At 42.7% G+C, this 18,420-nt stretch carries 18 protein-coding genes; 12 read left to right on the forward strand and 6 right to left on the reverse strand.

Annotation, left to right across the window (positions count from 1 at the left end; translation table 11 throughout):
• Window positions 1–3: 3 nt before the first annotated feature.
• Entirely contained in the window at window positions 4–996 is a 993-nt protein-coding gene (locus tag MKZ11_RS06360; RefSeq protein WP_340793154.1) for an LLM class flavin-dependent oxidoreductase, read from the forward strand.
• Window positions 997–1,199: 203 nt separating this feature from the next.
• The gene (locus MKZ11_RS06365) at window positions 1,200–1,730 is read left to right on the forward strand and encodes a superoxide dismutase family protein (protein WP_445327030.1); all 531 of its coding nucleotides are present in this window, start codon (window positions 1,200–1,202) and stop codon (window positions 1,728–1,730) included.
• Window positions 1,731–2,100: 370 nt separating this feature from the next.
• Here MKZ11_RS06365 and MKZ11_RS06370 read toward each other — a convergent pair whose 3' ends face one another.
• Together MKZ11_RS06370 and MKZ11_RS06375 are read right to left on the reverse strand one after the other, a co-directional pair.
• Window positions 2,101–3,240, reverse strand: a complete 1,140-nt coding sequence (locus MKZ11_RS06370) for a zinc-dependent alcohol dehydrogenase (RefSeq protein WP_340793156.1) — start codon at window positions 3,238–3,240, stop codon at window positions 2,101–2,103.
• A gap of 72 nt (window positions 3,241–3,312) precedes the next feature.
• A complete protein-coding gene (locus tag MKZ11_RS06375) occupies window positions 3,313–4,440 on the reverse strand; it encodes a CAP domain-containing protein (protein WP_340793157.1) in 1,128 nt (375 codons plus the stop codon).
• Between the two features lie 170 nt (window positions 4,441–4,610).
• Here MKZ11_RS06375 and MKZ11_RS06380 point away from each other — a divergent pair, with 170 nt between their 5' ends.
• The 5 genes from MKZ11_RS06380 to MKZ11_RS06400 all read left to right on the forward strand — a co-directional run bounded on the left by MKZ11_RS06380 (window position 4,611) and on the right by MKZ11_RS06400 (window position 8,481).
• Entirely contained in the window at window positions 4,611–5,480 is an 870-nt protein-coding gene (locus MKZ11_RS06380) for a putative RNA methyltransferase (protein ID WP_340793158.1), read from the forward strand.
• Between the two features lie 128 nt (window positions 5,481–5,608).
• Window positions 5,609–6,262, forward strand: coding sequence for a pentapeptide repeat-containing protein (locus MKZ11_RS06385; protein ID WP_340793159.1), 654 nt, complete (start codon window positions 5,609–5,611; stop codon window positions 6,260–6,262).
• A gap of 42 nt (window positions 6,263–6,304) precedes the next feature.
• Window positions 6,305–6,781, forward strand: a complete 477-nt coding sequence (locus MKZ11_RS06390) for a hypothetical protein (RefSeq protein ID WP_340793160.1) — start codon at window positions 6,305–6,307, stop codon at window positions 6,779–6,781.
• Entirely contained in the window at window positions 6,778–6,939 is a 162-nt protein-coding gene (locus MKZ11_RS06395) for a hypothetical protein (protein ID WP_340793161.1), read from the forward strand. The genes MKZ11_RS06390 and MKZ11_RS06395 overlap by 4 nt, the downstream gene beginning before the upstream one ends.
• Before the next feature lie 237 nt (window positions 6,940–7,176).
• Window positions 7,177–8,481 (forward strand): DUF5068 domain-containing protein, encoded by a 1,305-nt coding sequence (locus MKZ11_RS06400; protein ID WP_340793162.1) that lies wholly within the window; start codon window positions 7,177–7,179, stop codon window positions 8,479–8,481.
• An 80-nt stretch (window positions 8,482–8,561) separates the two neighbouring features.
• On the opposite strand, the gene MKZ11_RS06405 is transcribed toward MKZ11_RS06400, so the two are convergent.
• The 4 genes from MKZ11_RS06405 to MKZ11_RS06420 form a co-directional block, all read right to left on the reverse strand.
• The gene (locus MKZ11_RS06405; protein WP_340793163.1) at window positions 8,562–10,694 is read right to left on the reverse strand and encodes an MMPL family transporter; all 2,133 of its coding nucleotides are present in this window, start codon (window positions 10,692–10,694) and stop codon (window positions 8,562–8,564) included.
• A gap of 686 nt (window positions 10,695–11,380) precedes the next feature.
• Window positions 11,381–11,581 carry a cold-shock protein gene (locus MKZ11_RS06410; RefSeq protein WP_067205063.1) on the reverse strand — a complete coding sequence of 67 codons (201 nt, stop codon included), beginning with the start codon at window positions 11,579–11,581 and terminating at the stop codon, window positions 11,381–11,383.
• A 158-nt stretch (window positions 11,582–11,739) separates the two neighbouring features.
• A complete protein-coding gene (locus MKZ11_RS06415) occupies window positions 11,740–12,738 on the reverse strand; it encodes an inorganic phosphate transporter (protein WP_340793164.1) in 999 nt (332 codons plus the stop codon).
• A gap of 11 nt (window positions 12,739–12,749) precedes the next feature.
• Window positions 12,750–13,370 carry a DUF47 domain-containing protein gene (locus tag MKZ11_RS06420; protein WP_340793165.1) on the reverse strand — a complete coding sequence of 207 codons (621 nt, stop codon included), beginning with the start codon at window positions 13,368–13,370 and terminating at the stop codon, window positions 12,750–12,752.
• A gap of 298 nt (window positions 13,371–13,668) precedes the next feature.
• On the opposite strand from MKZ11_RS06420, the gene MKZ11_RS06425 reads away from it, so the two are divergent.
• The 5 genes from MKZ11_RS06425 (at window position 13,669) to MKZ11_RS06445 (ending at window position 18,321) form a co-directional block, all read left to right on the forward strand.
• Window positions 13,669–13,800: a response regulator transcription factor gene (locus MKZ11_RS06425; protein WP_340793166.1), complete on the forward strand. Its 132-nt coding sequence runs from the start codon at window positions 13,669–13,671 to the stop codon at window positions 13,798–13,800.
• 95 nt (window positions 13,801–13,895) lie between these two features.
• A complete protein-coding gene (locus MKZ11_RS06430) occupies window positions 13,896–14,429 on the forward strand; it encodes a hypothetical protein (protein ID WP_340796935.1) in 534 nt (177 codons plus the stop codon).
• Window positions 14,430–14,447: 18 nt separating this feature from the next.
• Window positions 14,448–16,010, forward strand: a complete 1,563-nt coding sequence (locus MKZ11_RS06435; RefSeq protein ID WP_340793167.1) for a flotillin family protein — start codon at window positions 14,448–14,450, stop codon at window positions 16,008–16,010.
• 336 nt (window positions 16,011–16,346) lie between these two features.
• On the forward strand, window positions 16,347–17,045 hold the full coding sequence (locus MKZ11_RS06440; protein ID WP_340793168.1) for an ABC transporter ATP-binding protein: 699 nt from the start codon (window positions 16,347–16,349) through the stop codon (window positions 17,043–17,045).
• On the forward strand, window positions 17,035–18,321 hold the full coding sequence (locus MKZ11_RS06445) for an ABC transporter permease (RefSeq protein ID WP_340793169.1): 1,287 nt from the start codon (window positions 17,035–17,037) through the stop codon (window positions 18,319–18,321). The genes MKZ11_RS06440 and MKZ11_RS06445 overlap by 11 nt, the downstream gene beginning before the upstream one ends.
• Window positions 18,322–18,420: the final 99 nt, after the last annotated feature.

Genomic DNA, 18,420 nt, shown 5'->3' on the forward strand with positions numbered 1-18,420 from the left:
TATATGAGATTAAGTATACTGGATCAAGCACCCGTTACTAGCGGAAATACTGCACCAGATGCTTTGAAAAAAGCAGAAGAACTGGCAATCTTGGCAGATGAGTTAGGCTACCACCGCATGTGGATGGCTGAGCACCATGCAACTAAGTCGTTTGCAAGTTCAGCACCTGAAGTAACAGCAGCTCACTTGGCTGCCAAAACGAAAACGATTCGTATTGGTACAGGCGGCGTAATGATGATGCATTATTCGCCATTAAAACTAGCTGAAGTGTTTAAAACATTGAGTGCATTTTCACCTGGTCGAATTGACTTTGGTGTCGGCCGCGCGCCGGGTGGGGATAACCACTCCATTTATGCGCTGTCTGAAGGGCGCCAGCCAATGGTTAATAATATGTATGAAAAGTTTGAGATTGCACTGCAATTGATTAACGATGAAGTGCCGGCAGATAGTTTGTACAACAAAACAATCGCAACCCCGTCTAACGTTGTTTTACCGGAAGCATGGCTGCTTGGTTCGAGCGGCAACAGTGCAATCAAAGCAGGCCGGATGGGCGTTGGCTATTCGTTTGCACAGTTCTTCAACGGGGGGATGACCAAAGAGATTTTAGATGCATATAAAAAGAATTTCCAACCCTCAGCGTTCTTGGAGAAACCGGAAATCAATGTGTCTTATATGGTAACGGTAGCTGAAACGAAAGAAGAAGCTGAATTTGAAGCAGTACCACAGGACATTGCCCGTTTAATGCTGATGAAAGGCCATCTGGGACAATCATTAACGCCTGAGGAAGCACAAAGTTATCCGTTGACGGAAATGGATCGCATGACGATTAAAGAAAATCGTAAACTGCACTTAGTGGGAACAGCTAAAGAAATTGCGACATTGTTACAAACAGAGCAGGCACATTACGGTTTTGATGAAGCCATGATTTGTAGTATTCCTCACTCGCAAAAGAAACGCTTGGATGTTTATCGCTTATTGGCGAAGGAACTTTTTTGATGTTGAATTCATAAAAAAGAGAGAGCGCCGTCAATTCCACGAAGCTGGAATTGGCGGCGTTTTTTTGCTCATTTATCCTGTTGTAGATGAAAAGAGATCAATTCTACGTTTTCATACATATTAAATGGAATTAAAGCCATCCTCCTTTAAGAAGAGCAATTTAGGGAGGAATCGTATTGAAACAAAAAATTGTATTGTCCATCATGCTGTCTGCGCTATTGATTGCAGGCGGATGTGGGAAGGATGGCATGAAACTACCGGTCAGCGGAGAAAGCGTCGCAGCGTTAATTGCCCCAATTTTGAATACGGAAGGGAAGAAAATTGGTGAAGCCAGTTTTGTTGAAGGGGCTGATGGTGTGACAATCAACATTCAGGCTGAAGGGTTACCGCCTGGCAAACATGGCATTCATATTCACGAAAAGGCTGTGTGTACACCACCCGATTTCAAGTCGGCGGGCGGCCATTTTAATCCGGAAAATAAAGAACATGGATTTGACAATCCAAAAGGGTTTCACTTAGGTGATTTGCCGAATCTCGAAGTAGACGCAGATGGCAAAGTTAATGCTGAAGTTACAACTGCCTTTGTTACATTGAAGCCGGGCGTTGATAATTATCTTCTCGATAGTGATGGCAGTTCGCTTGTTATTCATGAAAAAATGGATGATTATAAAACAGATCCAGCGGGTGATTCAGGTGATCGTATTGCCTGCGCAGTCATCGGTGGGAAGAAGTAAGCATAGATTTTGAAGAGATCTAGTAATGGTGTCAATACCATTGATAGTCATGGCGAATCCCAACTTAGTCATGCCACTCCAGCCTGAATTCATGGCTCGTCAGAAATTAGTCATGGCGCTGCCCGTCGTTCATGGCAACTCCCGAATTAGTCATGCCACTCCAGTCTGAATTCATGGCTCGTCGGAAGTTAGTCATGGCGTTGCGCGTTGTTCATGGCAACTCCCGAATTAGTTATGTCACTCCAGTCTGAATTCATGGCTCGTTGGAAGTTAGTAATGGCGCTACCTGCCGAAACGCGATAACTATATTCAAAGTTAATAAAAAAACCGGCGGATGCATCGTTAAGATGTGCATCTGCCGGTTTTTCATTCAAGGTTTTAATATGACTTTAATACACTCATCTTGATGATCATTGAAATGTTGATACGCAGTGGCGGCTTCTTCAAGCGGCACTACATGGGAAATGATTTCCGTCGGGTCGAATTCACCTTTTGTGATTTTATCAAAAAGCATGGGCATGTAATGGATAACGGGAGCTTGTCCCATTTTGAGCGTGATATTGCGCTCGAATAAATTACCGAGAGGGAACATGTTGTAAAGGGATCCGTAAACACCTGTCAGCTGAATGGTACCGAATTTCCTTACAGCATTATGAGCGATGTCGATGGCGCTTAAAGTGCCGCCCTGCAACTTCATTTTCTGTCCGGCTTTCTCGAGGATATTTTTTTTGCCGTCCATCCCGACGCAATCGATGACAATGTCGACTCCGCCGCTGGTCATTTCTTTAATATGGCCGCCCATATTATCAAAGTCCTCGAAATTCAGCGCTTCTACTTTATTCATTTTAATGGCATGGTTCAGACGGTACGGGACGTGGTCGATTGCCAGTACGCGTTTAGCACCTTTCATCCAAGCGAATTTCTGAACCATAAGTCCGACTGGCCCGCATCCGAGGACGGCGACTGTATCTCCTTTTTTAACGCCGGCATTTTCTACGCTCCAATAAGCTGTCGGCAGGACGTCTGACATAAAAAGAAGGGCTTCGTCAGGAAGCTCACATGATTCTGGGATGACAAACGGTGTGAAGTTGCCATAAGGCACACGTAAATACTCCGCTTGTCCGCCTGGATAATTGCCGTAGCGCTCTGTGAAACCGAGATAACCGCCCGTATCCACATGGGGGTTCGAATTCGAATTATCGCATTGGCTTTCCATTTCATGTTCACAATAAAAACAATGCCCGCATGCCAAATTGAAAGGGATAACGACACGGTCTCCTTTTTTTACTTTCGTCACATTTGGTCCGACTTCCTCGACAATGCCCATCGGTTCATGACCGATGACATAGTCTTTATGCGTCGGTAAAGCGCCTAAATAGATGTGCAGATCTGATCCGCAAATAGCAGTTGAAGTTACTTTGACGACAATGTCATCAGGTTTTTCGATTTTTGGGTCATCCACTTTCTTAACTTTAATATCTTTTGCACCTTGGAATGTAACAGCCTTCATTGAGAAATCCCCTCCATTTACTTAATAGTCTATCCAATTCCCTGAATATGACCCATTAATCCTAATTGGAGCTTATTTCAGTAAAAAATTCTCAGTGTAGTAAGGCTGCAATTTTTCATTGAACGAAACACCTGTGCCAAGATGGCTGTAACTATCGAGTAAAATGTTTTCACGGTGGCCTTCAGAATTCATAAGACCTTCGTGGGCGAATATGCTGCTCGATTGGCCGTAAGCAAGGTTTTCACCTGCTCCACGGAACTTAACACCGTCATCTGCCATTCGGTCGAACGGAGACTTGCCTTGTTTATTATCGTGGCTGAAATAATCATTCTCCGCCATATCGATGCTGTGTTTGCGTGCGGTTATTGCAACGTTGGATTCCCACTTAAGGGAGGAAAGTCCGTGGCGTACGCGTGCCGCATTCGTTAAGTCAAAAAGTTGTTGCTCGAATCCGTTTCGTAATTGTGTATTACCGCCGGCATAGATACCAGTTTTTCTCTTTTCCAATGAGTCGCTAATGAGCTGGATGGCTGTTACTTTTTCATTTTGATGTAAATCATAAAATACGTAGGTATACGTTTCACCTGATTTAAAAACGTCGAACCCTTCACTCTCCTGAAGAATGTAAATGTTTAATCCCTTGCGAATTTCTTTGATAGGTTCACCTAATGTTTCCCGGACCGCTGATTTTAGTGAGCCATATTTTATGCCTGCCGTCGATGAAATGAGGTCATCATTCGTATAAATGGCGTTCACATTCCGTTTTTCATCGAAGGAAACCATGACAAAATTTTGATAGCCATCGTGATAGGTGAACCATTCGGTACCATATTCGTTCATAGAATGGTTTTTTGGCTGACCAAGTTCAGCTGTCACTTTATCTTCCGGACTACCGAGTTCAATATTGTGAATGGAGAACCCTGTTTTCACTGGTTTATCCAACACGGGTTTTTCCACGGTGGGGATTGATTCTTCCTTTTCCGCTGTCTTTGATGTCAGGAAAGATACCACTTTGTCTGTGGTGTTGCTTATATAGTGGATAGCTGTATCTAGGGATTCTTTCGTCAAAAGAGCATCGATTTTTTCGTCGACGGGCTCAAGAAAAGAGATGTCGACATATTGTGAAACTGGTTCTTCCCAGTAAGGTTTTGTGAAATAAAGTGCAGCTATGAAAAGGATGAAAAGGAATAATCGTTTCATTGAATCGCCTCCTGTCTTCTATTGTAACCTCCAGGCAACAGTTGAATACAGTATGAACCTATTTTCGTGGCGTCCTTGTATGGTGTTAATAAACTAAATTCACTCCATTACCAGTACCTGCCGAAAAGCTGTATACTAATAGAACAACAGATGATCGGAGTTTTCAACGTATGACTATATCGAAAAAAGTGATCAATGCACAAGTAATGGAAAGCAACTCGCATGTATTCAGATGTCCAATCTGCTCATCTGGTATGGTCATGGTAGACAAGTCACAGCTCGTTTGTTTAGATAATCACTCATTTGATTTATCGAAAAACGGCTACATTAACTTGGCCCCACAGGCACATGTGACAAAATACGATAAAACGCTTTTTGAAGCGAGGAAAACGGTGATGAGCAGCGGTTTTTTTAATCCGGTTCTTGAATATATTACCGCTATAGCGAGTGAACATCTCGAAGGGCGAGAACAAGCTTTCATTCTAGACGCGGGTTGCGGCGAAGGCACGCATTTGTCGGCCATTCTATCTCAATTGCCAGGCGACACTATTGGGGCCGGTATTGACCTTGCGAAAGAAGGAATCACTGCGGCATCGAAAGAATATCCAGGTTCCATTTGGAGTGTAGCGGACCTTGCGAACTGTCCGTTTCAAGCTAACCAATTCGATGTCATTCTAAATATTTTATCGCCAGCGAATTATGCAGAGTTTACCCGTTTGTTGAAATCGGACGGGCTATTCATAAAAGCGGTGCCAGAAAGTGGTTATTTGAAAGAGCTTAGGGCAATCTTTTATGAAGAGGGAGAGCGAAAAGACGATTCGGATCCCGTAGTGCGTTTCAAGGAACACTTCGATTCTGTCACAACAAAACGCCTTACTTATCTGTTTCCGCTAGCACCTGCTCTTCTAGCGCCTCTTATACGGATGACACCTCTCACTTGGGGTGCAAGTAACGAAAAGATTGAAGAAGCACTAGGAACGGCTATAGAGAACATTACGATCGACTTCACCATAATTATGGGTGTGAAAAGAGTTGATTAAAGAAAGGAGCGAGAAAAATGTTTGGTGGAATTAGCAGTGTTCCAGGCTGGTTTTATATTCTCGCCATTGCAGTTATTATTTTGATTATCATTATAACGGAATGGAAAACACGCTAAGGGGGTCTCAAGTTGACTAAAAAAAAGGTAAACAAGCGGCAAAAACCAAAATTATCCGTTGAGCATAAGGTGATGCGGGTTGAAGAAGTATTGGATAATGAAGGGTATGTTCAAAAAGTACGATTTGACGGCGGCTTTATGACGGGCGCGGAAGGTGAGCGATTAACTTTCGATGATGTGATATTTAAAGATGTCTCGTTTGCAGGCAGTGATTTGAGTGGATCGGAATTTGTGGATGCTGTATTTGATACATGTGATTTGTCCAATGTGAATTTTCAGAGCGCCATGTTCCACAGATGTGAAATTGTGAATTCGAAACTGACAGGTGCGGATTTTGCGAATGCCAAACTCGGTCATACGTTATTTAAAGAATGTGATGGGCGCTATAGTAACTTTAGTTTTTCGGGTATGAAAGAAGTCGAATTCGCCGAGTGTAATTTAACGGACGCCGATATTTATGAAAGTTCATTTAATAATGTACAATTTAAGGTATGCAAGTTGGATAACATCAATTTCACTGAAACAGACTTGAAGGGCATTGATTTATCGGACAGTACATATGACCGGATTGAAGTCACGCTGCCGAAAATAGCCGGCTGCATCGTGTCGAAAGATCAGGCGATCGGCTTTGCGCGTGTGCTTGGATTATCGGTGATAGAAGAATAATGGTATACTAAACGAAATTAGAGTGGAAAAGAGTGGACATAAATGCTGACATTTGAACAGAAACAAGAAATTATCGAGTCAATTCCCGAACTTACACGGAAAGACGTATCCATGAAACGGATTAACTATCACTATGAAGAGAGCCTGTATGAAAAGACAGTTGTCGTTCAGCATCTTCACCCGAACGGCAATGGTTTTGTTTATGTAGCGGGAATACCCGGTTATGATGCAGATGAACGCGGTCTCGTCAATATTCGTGAAGCTTCAGAAGAGGAAATTCGGAAAACGATTGCAGATTCAATTAAGGCATTGTCTGAAGGGGCACCTGAACCGCAGGCTGTTGTACAGAAGTTTAGGAACAACGACGGCGAGGAACTGGTCCTGATGGAAGAGCAAGGCTTCTGGAACTTATATCACGGCTTGAATCTTGAAGAGAGTTTCGGCGATTATAACGAAGCAGATGTCTATTTGATTGAAGAGGAATTTACAAGAGTCGAAGACGAGGCTGATGCTCAATGAAAGGCAAAAATCTCGTCATCGGTCTCGTCTTACTTATTATAGTAAGCTGTGTAGCCGTTTATTTCGCGATGCAGATAACTATCAATAATATGGAAAATGGCATGGCACCGATTGAAACGGTTGTTGAATCAATAGAAGGAAATTCAGGGGCAGTGTGAAAACACTGCTTTTTTATTCGGAAAATATTAATTCTTATACTATTCTTTTCTTAGTGCTTATATAGTCTAGTAGACTGGTTTATTGTGGGTTAAAGGTAATGAATTAGCAAATTAAGCACAGGTTCTTCCGAATCATTTTTCCTTATTTTCCGATTTTTAGTATGTATTATTCCCTAACTGTGGTTAATTTAAAGATAGGTATTTGTTAAAATGGAAATAGGAAGGGTGTCATGAAACATGAATTACAAAAAAGTAATGTTTGCTATTGGAACAAGCGCACTTTTACTTGGGGCGTGTACGGATGAAAAGAAAACGGCCGATGTGAATGATGAAGCGGAAAGTAGCAAAGCTGTGGAAACTGTTGAAACAGAAGTAGAATCAGTAACAGAAACAGAAACAGAAACAGACGATGCTTTGGAAGAGTTGCGTACAGCTTTGGAAGAACTAAAACCAAAAGAGGCAGCGGCGAGCGGGGATGACACAGCCATTCTTAATCCGAATATCGCCGAAATGACAGAAGGCGTTGTTGAAGTTCTCTATACAAATAAAGAGCCTGGCTATGCGCATGATATGGATGGATTTGTCGTAACAATCGACGAGTATCAGATAACGAAAGTATCCGATATCAACCGGGATTCCGAGTATTTATTTAAAGATAATGTAGAAGGTTATGTTGTTACAGCACTAGCTACATATGAAAATAAAAGGAGCAATCCCGTTTACTATGGCGGGTTTGCATCGCTTCTCATGGATGATCGTTATGATATAGTATACGGCGATCGGTTTAAACTAGTGCCACGTGAAGATGTATTACAATCCGATGATCCTACCAGCGCAAGTAAATATCCTGCCGGTTTCAAAAAGCAAGGTTTCCTGTCGTTTGTTATGACGAACGAACAATATGAAAAACTAGCGAATACGAAACCAAAGCTGATTATTGCAGGTGGTGCTGCGGAACGTGAAGACATGAGAGGAGGTTATTTAGAAGAAGCCGTTTTTGATTTTATTTATAATGAAGACAGTAAAGAGGCAACGGAATCAGGTCCTGATTATTATAGGGACGATTTGACGAATCAAAATATTGCAGACAAAAAGTTGGTTTTTGAGAAGAAAGACATTGGCCAGAAGTTGGAACTCAATGGTTTGGAAGTGACACTTGAAGGTGTTCAGTATACAGAAATCAAACCATCTGCAGAATATGTGAATACCTTCCGTAACTTTGCGGATGATGGAATTATCGCGGTCACTGTCAAACTAAATATTGACAATAAATCAGAAGAGACAGTAAGGCTAGATGGTATCCAATCGATTTTGAGTGTGGATGACGGCGAATTCCGATACTTATATCAGGGATCGCTTGAACCGGATACATTGAAGACAATTGAACCAGGAAAATCAAGCGAGAAGTTACACGTATTCTTAATCGATAAGTACGAATTTGATCGCCATGAAAAGTTTGACCTGATTTTTGGACCGTTCACAGGAGATGACGGGAAGAAAATGTTCAAAGGTCGTGACTTGCTGTTTAAATTACCGCGATAATCGAAAAAAGCACACCAGGGATTTTTAATCCTTGGTGTGCTTTTCTATTGTCCAGAATCTAGGCATCCTCGGCTTTTCTATTAATGCCAATTCCCCGGTTTATATGGCCCTTTTCTAAACGGCAACCACCAGTTCCATTTGCCGAACAGCTTCATTAGGCTTGGAACAAGCAGGAGACGGATAATCGTTGCATCAATAGCAACTGCAATGGCAATACCGACGCCAATCTGTTTCACTGGCATAACGTCCGTAAAGGCGAAGGCTCCTGTCAGAACAATCATAATCAATGCTGCAGAAGTAATGATCTTACTTGTTGTCGCAAGCCCTTCAACTGTTGAATGGTCATTATCCAACGTCTTCGCATACTCTTCCTGCATTCGCGAGATGAGAAACACTTCATAGTCCATGCTCAGTCCAAAGACTAGGCTAAAGACGATGACAGGGATGATAAGCGCAATCGTGCCTGCTTCCAATCCGAAATGTCCATATTGGAAAATATAAACGAGAATCCCGAATGTTGCAGCCAAACCGAAAATGTTCATCAGAATCGCTTTAATCGGAATTAGGATCGATTTGAAAGCGATCATCAGAATGAAGAACGTGGATACAATGATGACAAGAAGGACGTACAGAATCTTATCCAAGATTTCATCAAAGATTTCCTGATTGAACTTCGGTTGACCGCCGATGGACAAATTCCACTCCGTTTGCTTATCAGACCAGTCGCGTGCCCAATCTTGTGCAGCATCGGAACTACCGTTAGCTCCAAGCGTCACGGGAATCATCAATTGATTATCCTTCACAAATGTTTCAACAAGAGGGGTAAGCCGGGCGGCCATTTCCGGCACCATCATCGCCTGTTTCCATTGTTCGACGGAATCAATGTCACTTTCGGAGAAAATCGTGGTTAGTTTATCCACAAGCGGATCGGTTGAAAGTTCTTTTTCAAGTGCTATCAAGGACTCGAGCCCTTGCTCATCCTCCCATCCATTCTCACGCTCTGCAATGACATAGATAGCCGCTTGGTCAGCCAGACCGAACTTATCGTCAATCAATTCAAAAGCCTGTCGCGTATCATATGACTTCGGTAATGAATCGATTGCTGGAATTGTTAAATCCATATTTTTAACAGGAATCATTGCGATACCGAGTAGGACAAACGCAAGGATTGTTATCATAACGGGGCGTTTGATAACGCCATTCGCAAATTTGCGCCAACCGTTCGCTTCACCCGTTTTTTCTTTTAATAGCTGCCATTTGTCAATCCGGTCACCAAGTGCGAGCAGCACGGAAGGTAACAAGGTAACGGATGCGAGGACAGCCATCGCAACGACGATCATTCCGCCAATTGCGATATTTTGAAAGATGTCGACCCGGATAAGCATCATTGCTCCCAGTCCAATGAACACACAGAAAGCGGAAAAGATAACGGATCTTCCTGCTGTTCGAATCGTAGTAGAGATAGCTTCGTTCATATCGTTCTTTTTACGTTCTTCACGATATCTGCTGATGAACAGTAAAGCAAAATCGATACTGAGCGCAAGTCCAAGCATGGGGATGATATTCAGTACGAAAATGGACAAGTCCATTTGGCCGCCGAGAATCGCCAATACACCGAAAGAGGATACGACAGTGACAATACCAATAATCAAAGGTACGAATGAAGCTACTACTGTCCCAAAAGCGAAAAGGAGTATGATAATCGCAATCGGTAATCCGATTGCTTCAGCCGTCATCAGGTCACGCTGGCTAGCAGTGTTGATATCCTTTGAAATAGCAGAAGCGCCAGTAAGCGTAATCCCTTTTTCGTTGCCAATCACATCGCGAATATCTGTGACAACAGCAGACATATCTTTATCCTTATTATCAAAATGGAGAAGTGCATAGGAAACGGTATTCTTATACTGTGAGTCATTGTCTAGCGGTGATGCGATTTCTGAAGTGACATTAAGCGTAGCCACTTTTTTGAGGGCAGCTTCTATTTTATCATCAGGCAAATTATCGAAAACTAAGAACATGGTTTCAGCAGGCATACCGAAGTCATCGGCCACGATATCCATGACAGCTGCGTGTTCACCATCGGTTTGGAAGCCGTCTCCTTCAAGAAGTCCTGGTAACTTAATCGCAAAAAACGCCAAAATGACAAAGATTGCAATCCATGCAAAGATAATATATTTATGTGCGCTTGTTACAAAGCGCGCAAGTGTGCGCATACAATCATTCCTTCCTCTGTATAGATTGATTCTATTCTTCTATTCTTCTATAGTAACGGAAGATGATAGGAATGTCTTTTATCGAAGGAAGGCTTTTGTGGAAATAGAGAAGTTGTTTGATGAATTGGAGGATTGTCAGGGGGAGGTGATTAATTCATGGCTCGGCCGAAGTTAATCACGGCAAAGTGAGTTATTCATGGCGATAGCCGACCAATTCATGGCTCGGCCGAAGTTATTCATGGCAAAGTGAGTTATTCATGGCGATAGACGATCAACTCATGGCTCTGCCGAAGTTAGTCATGGCTCTGCCGAAGTTAGTCATGGCAAAGCGAGTTATTCATGGTGATAGCCGACCAATTCATGGCTCGACCGAAGTTAGTCATGGCAATGCGAGTTAGTCATGGCGATAGCCGACCAATTCATGTCTCTGCTGAAGTTAGTCGTGGCAAAGCGAGTTATTCATGGCGATCGCCGACCAATTCATGTCTCTGCTGAAGTTAGTCGCGGCAAAGCGAGTTAGTCATGGCGATAGCCGACCAATTCATGGCCCGGCCGAAATTATTCATGGCAATCCCGAAAACAATCAAAGCAATCGATTTGGCAGTGATCACCATCCGACTTGTCTAAAATAAACAAAGAAAAAAGCCATACCCCGAAGGGAATGGCTTTTGAATGGTTAATTCAAATTAGTTTTTGTTTACGTTTGTAGCTTGAAGACCGCGTTGGCCTTGCTCGATTTCAAACGTTACATCTTGGCCTTCTTCAAGAGACTTGAAGCCTTCTCCTTGAATAGCTGAGAAGTGTACGAATACATCGTCTCCGTCTTCGCGTTCGATGAAGCCAAATCCTTTTTCTGCGTTAAACCATTTCACTTTACCTTGTTCCATGTGTGTTTCCTCCTCGTATGCTTTGTGCATACATTGTATTACTATCCTTGCTCAAGTCTTGAAGCGGTCAAGATTTATTCGAGACCATCATGCCGAACAAAAATAATTCTTCTTTATCATAACAGGGCTACCTGAACAATGCAAGGGAAATGTTTGAATTAAAAAAACAAATCAAGAACTTGATAAACAATCGCAGCGATTAATGCTGAAATGGGCAATGTGATAATCCATGTGATAACGATCTTTTTAGCGACGCCCCAATTGACCCCTTTTACACGCTGGGCCGAGCCTACACCCATTATTGCAGAGGAAATTACGTGCGTTGTACTGACGGGTAAGTGGATAAGTGTCGCGCCGAAAATGATTACTGCGGACGATAAATCAGCCGCAATTCCGTTCACTGGACGAATCTTCATTATTTTACCGCCAACTGTTTTTATGATTTTATAGCCACCGATTGAAGTTCCGAGACCCATTGCAGTTGCAGCGGCAATCCGAACCCAAAGCTGAATATCATCTGACGTCTGCATTTCTGCAGCGATAAGAGCCATTGTAATAATCCCCATGGCTTTTTGCGCGTCATTCGTACCGTGTGTGAACGATTGAAGCGCTGCTGTACCGATTTGCATATAACGGATACGTTTATTTGTCCCAAATAAATTCCTGTTTTTCAACACAACTTTAAATATCGACATTACCAGGAAGCCGCCCGCAAGTGCGATGAATGGAGAAATAAGAAGCGCTTGCAGAATTTTCAAGAATCCACCGTAATTCAAAATACCAAAACCTGCCGCTGAAATGGCAGCCCCAGCGATTGACCCAATTAAAGCGTGAGATGAACTGGAAGGAATTCCGAAATACCATGTAATCAGATTCCATAAAATTGCAGAAGTAAGTGCTGCCAAGATGACAAGCGATCCGTTTTCAAGAACGAATGGATCGACGATGTCTTTTGAAATTGTTTTTGCGACACCCGTAAATGTCAGAGCCCCGATGAAGTTCATTGCGGCTGCCATCAAAATAGCAGTCCGCGGCTTCAATGCACGAGTCGAAACCGATGTTGCGATAGCATTTGCCGTGTCGTGGAATCCGTTAATGAAATCAAAAGCGAGTGCGAAAACGACGACTAGTATGGTTAGGAGAAGTACTGTATCCATTTAGCTCCCCCCTATGCGTTGCGCATAATAATTGTTTCGATTGTGTTGGCGACGTCTTGGCAATAATCCGCGATGTCTTCAAGCTGTTCGTAAATGTCTTTCAACTGGATAATGCGAATCGGATCTTTTTCATTAATAAAGAGCTGTTTGACGGAAGTACGGAACACTTCATCACAAATCCGTTCGTAATCTTTAATAAGAACAGCATGATCGTGCATCGCTTCAAGTTTCTTTCTTGCGAGCAACTTCATCGCTTTAACGATTTCATCTGTACTTTTTACAATGTTCTCCATGAACTTCTGAACGTACTCATCGATTTCGGTTAGGGAGAACATTTCAAGATGTGCAGCAAAGTGTTCGACGCCATCGAGTACATCGTCCATTTTGATGGCCAAATTCATAATATCTTCCCGTTCGATAGGTGTCATGAATGATTTGTTAAGCTTTATAATGAGATCGTGGATGAGCGCATCACCTTCTGTCTCGTAATTTTTGAGCTTTATGCTTACTTCTTTTAAGTCGGCAACATTGACTACTTTAAAGTCATTTGCATAATGGACTGCTTCTTGTACAGTTTCAGCAATCGTTAGCAGTGCAGTGAAAAAAGGATCAGGTTTGCGTTGGCTAAACATCGTCGTGCCTCCATCCCATTATGGGGAATTATTTTTTAATAAACTCATCATAGCAAAAAAAAAACGGGATACATACAAATTTCGACGAAATCTGCACGAAATTTACACAAACTTTACAAACGACATATCTTTATTAGAAAAAGTGACATTTGTCATGAAGGAAAGATGACGGAATGTACTCTACACCATACCCTCAACCACAATAAAATTAACATAGGAGGCGAGCGTATCTTGAAATTGGAAAAACTGTTTGTTCGTATTAATCGGAAGAGCTTATTAAGTAGTATCAATCTAGAAATTGCGGCAGGAGAAGTTTTTATCGGAAGGGACTGTGAGGAATTATTTTTCTGATGTTTTCCAGAAGCTTCAAGTTAAAAGCCGGACAGAGGCCATTCATATTGCCCGGGAAAACGGTTTAATTGATGTGTAATAAATTCGGAAAATAATTTCAAAAAATTGAAACTTCTGGAGTCGTTGACCGTATATATAGGTGAGACAAAAAAGGGTGGAAGCGGAGGTGCTGAAATGGAGCTGTTCGGGATACCGATTGTGCAAGTATATTTAGTCGGGCTAATCATCGCCGGTCTTGCGACGTTATTGTATATCTTTTTTAGTGATATGGCGGAAGGAGTCGGAGATGCCAGTCCGTTCTTAGATCCGGCAGTCATACTCGCATTCATAACATTTATGGCGGCTTGTGGTTATATATTGGAATTGGTAACGACATGGAGTAGTGGGATCATTTTAGTAATTGCACTTGTCACTGCTTTTGTACTCGATTTTCTATTATACTTATTTGTTCTTCTCCCATTGAGATCGGCAGAAGTATCGCTATCTTATACGGACGAGTCGCTGATGGGCAGGGTTGGAAAAGTGATTGTGCCTGTTCCGGTCGACGGTTTCGGTGAAATTGTCATCGAATCGGTGAATGGATTGATTTCTAAAAGAGCGGCAGGATACGAGAATGCAGCAATTGAGTATGGAAAAGAAGTATTAATCATCGAAGTGAAAGAGGGGACATTCATCGTTAAGGAGTATGAACCATTCCGCTTCAAATAAAAAAAGGGGGAAAAACAGATGGAGATTTGGATTGCACTTGGAGTAGTCGCGTTTGTTATACTGGCAGTTGTTTTGGTCTACGTTACAAAGTACCGTACAGTAGGTCCGGACGAAGCACTAATCGTGACAGGGAGTTATCTTGGAACTAAAAATGTACATACGGATGATTCCGGAAATCGCATTAAAATCATCCGCGGCGGCGGGACGTTCCTATTGCCGGTATTCCAGCAAGCAGCACCGCTTAGCCTATTATCTAGTAAACTCGAGGTGACGACTCCCGAAGTATACACGGAGCAAGGTGTTCCAGTTATGGCAGATGGAACGGCAATCATTAAAATCGGCGGTTCAATTTCAGAGATTGCAACAGCTGCCGAGCAGTTTTTAGGGAAAACAAAAGCTGACCGTGAAAACGAAGCGAAAGAAGTGCTGGAAGGTCATCTGCGTTCGATTTTGGGCTCGATGACAGTGGAAGAAATCTACAAAAACCGAGACAAATTTTCTCAAGAAGTACAGCGAGTTGCTTCACAGGACCTTGCAAAAATGGGACTCATCATCGTTTCATTTACGATAAAAGATGTGCGTGATAAAAACGGCTACCTCGATTCGCTCGGGAAACCTCGTATTGCACAAGTAAAGCGAGATGCAGATATTGCAATGGTGGAAGCAGAGAAAGAAACACGTATTAAAAATGCGGAAGCCTCTAAAGAAGCACAAAAAGCAGAAATTGAACGTGCAACAGAGATTGCGGAAGCTGAAAAAGAAAACCTATTGAAAGTCGCGGATTACCGACGCGAGCAGGACGTCGCGAAAGCGCGTGCTGACCAAGCGTACGAACTTCAAACGGCCGTTTCCAAACAGGAAGTTATGGAGCAAGAAATGCAAGTTCGAATCATTGAACGTCAGAAGCAAATTGAACTTGAAGAGAAAGAGATTTTACGTCGCGAGAAACAATATGATTCTGAAGTTAAGAAGAAAGCCGACGCGGATCGCTATGCAGTTGAGCAAAATGCAGAAGCTGAAAAGTCCAAGCAAATTACAGAAGCAGATGCTGAAAAATACCGCATTGAAGCACGAGCGTTTGCCGATGCAGAAAAAGTCCGTCTCGACGGGCAGGCAAAAGCCGATTCTCAGCGTGCACAAGGGGAATCTGAAGCAGACATCATCCGTCTGAAAGGTCTTGCTGAAGCAGAAGCGAAACGTAAAATTGCCGAAGCATTCGAACAGTACGGGCAAGCTGCTATGCTGGATATGATTGTCCATATGATTCCGGAATATGCGAAACAAATCGCAAGCCCGCTTGCGAATATCGATAAGATCACTGTTGTCGATACAGGAAGCGGTGAAGGCGGCGGCGCCAATAAAGTGACGTCGTATGCAACTAATCTAATGGCGACATTGCAAGAGTCATTGAAAGCAACATCAGGTATCGACGTCAAGGAAATGCTTGAGAACTATACGGGGAAAGGTAACATCCGTCCAAGTATTGACCAACTGGCGAACGAAGTGAAAGCCGCAAATACAAAGCAACCCGCTCAGCAACAGATTTCGAGAAAAGAAGAAGCAGCCGACAAAGCTGAATAAGTTTAATAGAAGAGAGTCCAGCCGCAATTATGCGTGTTGGGCTCTTCTTTATGTGGAGAAAATCGATGCGAGCGTCCCTATCAGCTTCGTAACCGATCATATCCCGCGGCCGAGCGACCCTTTCCACCCTACTATCGATCATAAACACCGCACGACCGCTCCTATCCGCTTCCCCACCGCTCATAACCACCGAATCACCGCTCATAAACTCCCGCTGACCGATCATATCCCAATAACAATCTCAATATCTTAAGAAATTCTTCATTTCTATCCTCACAAACCCTTAAGAATCTCCCCTTACAATGAAGGAAGTAAAGAAAGTTGGAGGGGACTCACATGATTAATGTAAGAAATTTAAATCATTCATTCAAAATCGGCAAAAAAGGTAAAGAGAAGCGTGTACCTGTGCTAAAAGGATTGACGTTCGATGTTGCAGATGGTGAAATCGTTTCGATTGTTGGTAAGAGTGGTTCGGGCAAATCGACACTACTTCATATTATGGCAGGATTCTTGACGCCGGAAAGCGGAGAAATCAGCGTACAAGGTATACAGACATCTTCATTCAGTGAAGTGGAAAGTGCGAAGTTCCGTCTGGATCATTTCGGCTTCGTTTTCCAAAACTTTCAGCTGATGCCTGGATTGACAGCATTTGAAAATGTAGAACTGCCGCTGACCTTGAAAGGGATTAACAAAAGCGAGCGACAAAAGAAGGTAAAAGATCTGATGCAGAACGTTGGACTCACGGACGTGCAAGACCATTATCCGAATGAATTATCCGGAGGCCAGCAACAACGTGTCAGCATTGCACGTGCACTTATCACGGATCCGCCCATCATTTTTGCTGATGAACCGACAGGCAGTCTCGACTCGGAAACAGAACAGGACGTTCTTTTGCTAATTCAGTCGCTCAACAAAGCACGCGGTATCACATTCGTCATCATTACACACGACGATGAAGTGGCACAAACAGCGGATCGTGTATATAGAATGCACGATGGCGTATTAACAGAAGGCGGTGCTCAGCATGCAATTTAAAGACCAGATCAGTTTCGTACGGCAACATATCAAGAAAAACAAAATGCGAGTTTTTATGACCGTACTTGCAGCAACGATGGGAACGGCATTCTTAATTGTACTCGCGTCAGTCGGATTCGGCTTGCATGAAACGATTCGGGGAGAAATCTTATCGAACCGACTTGTGACACAAATTGAGGTGTACTCAAGTGAGATGGATGATGAGAAAGTTGTAGAGCTGAAGAAACGGGATCATGTTAAAGCAGTTGTATTCCGTCAAAACTTAGGGGCAGAACAGCAATCTTCAATCGGGGAGTTCACAGGGAATAGTCAGCTCATTGTGACGGATTTTACAGAAGAAAAGAAAGCGAATTTCGAGCTTCAGGAGGGACGTTTACCTGAAAAAGTAAACGAAGTCGTTGTGGGAAGCAACTTCGCGGATACCTTAATGAATCAACAAGGTGAAAATGAAGAGGGTGAATTTACTACGTATGACGGAAAATTGATTGGTGAACAGTTCAGTTATCAAATCAGTAATGACGAAGGTGAAATGATCGAAGAAAAAATGCAACTTACAATAGTTGGTGTTGGAAAGAAACCCGCGAAAGATTGGGAGCAGGATCAAAAAATATATGCAGATGCTACTATCATTCTAGAATTGGAAAAAATCTATTATGCGCATGTAGAGAAACCCGTAGAAGAGAATGCCGATGAAAATCCATTGTTTTATGGCAATGTAAATGTCTATGCGGATAAATTAGAAAACGTCAAAGCAATTTCCACAGCATTGAAAGACGATGGATACAGCGTGTACTCGATATCAGAAGAACTGGACCAGTTAGACGTCTTCTTCCTAGCGTTGAAAGCAGGACTTGTATTTGTTGGTACAATCGCCATCTTAATTGCCTCTATCGGGATTTTCAACACGATGACAATGGCTGTGACAGAGCGTACGCGTGAAATTGGAGTAATGAAAGCAATCGGTGCTAATCCGAAATTAATCCAGCGACTATTCTTAATGGAAAGTGCATGGATTGGAATTATTGGAACGGTTCTTGCGGTCATTATCTCTTATGGAGTGAGCATTGTCTCAAATTACGTATTGCCGATAATAGTTACAGCAGCACTGGGTGAAGAGGATTTTGGAGATATGACTGTCACGTTCTCCGTCATTCCATGGCAGCTTGTTGTTATCGCTTCCACCATCAGTATTGGCGTTGCGATGATCTCTGGATGGCGTCCAGCACGTAAAGCAACGAAAATCGATGTCATCAATGCGTTAAGGCAAGAGCTTTAATCGCCATCGTTTTACAACATTCGGGAAAAAGTATATGAAACTCGAATGCGACTTGTTATAATATAAATATTCAGACAATAGCGGACAGAGGAAGAATGG

It is taken from the genome of Sporosarcina sp. FSL K6-1508 (genome assembly GCF_038007465.1).
GTDB classification, from domain to species: Bacteria; Bacillota; Bacilli; order Bacillales_A; family Planococcaceae; genus Sporosarcina; species Sporosarcina psychrophila_B.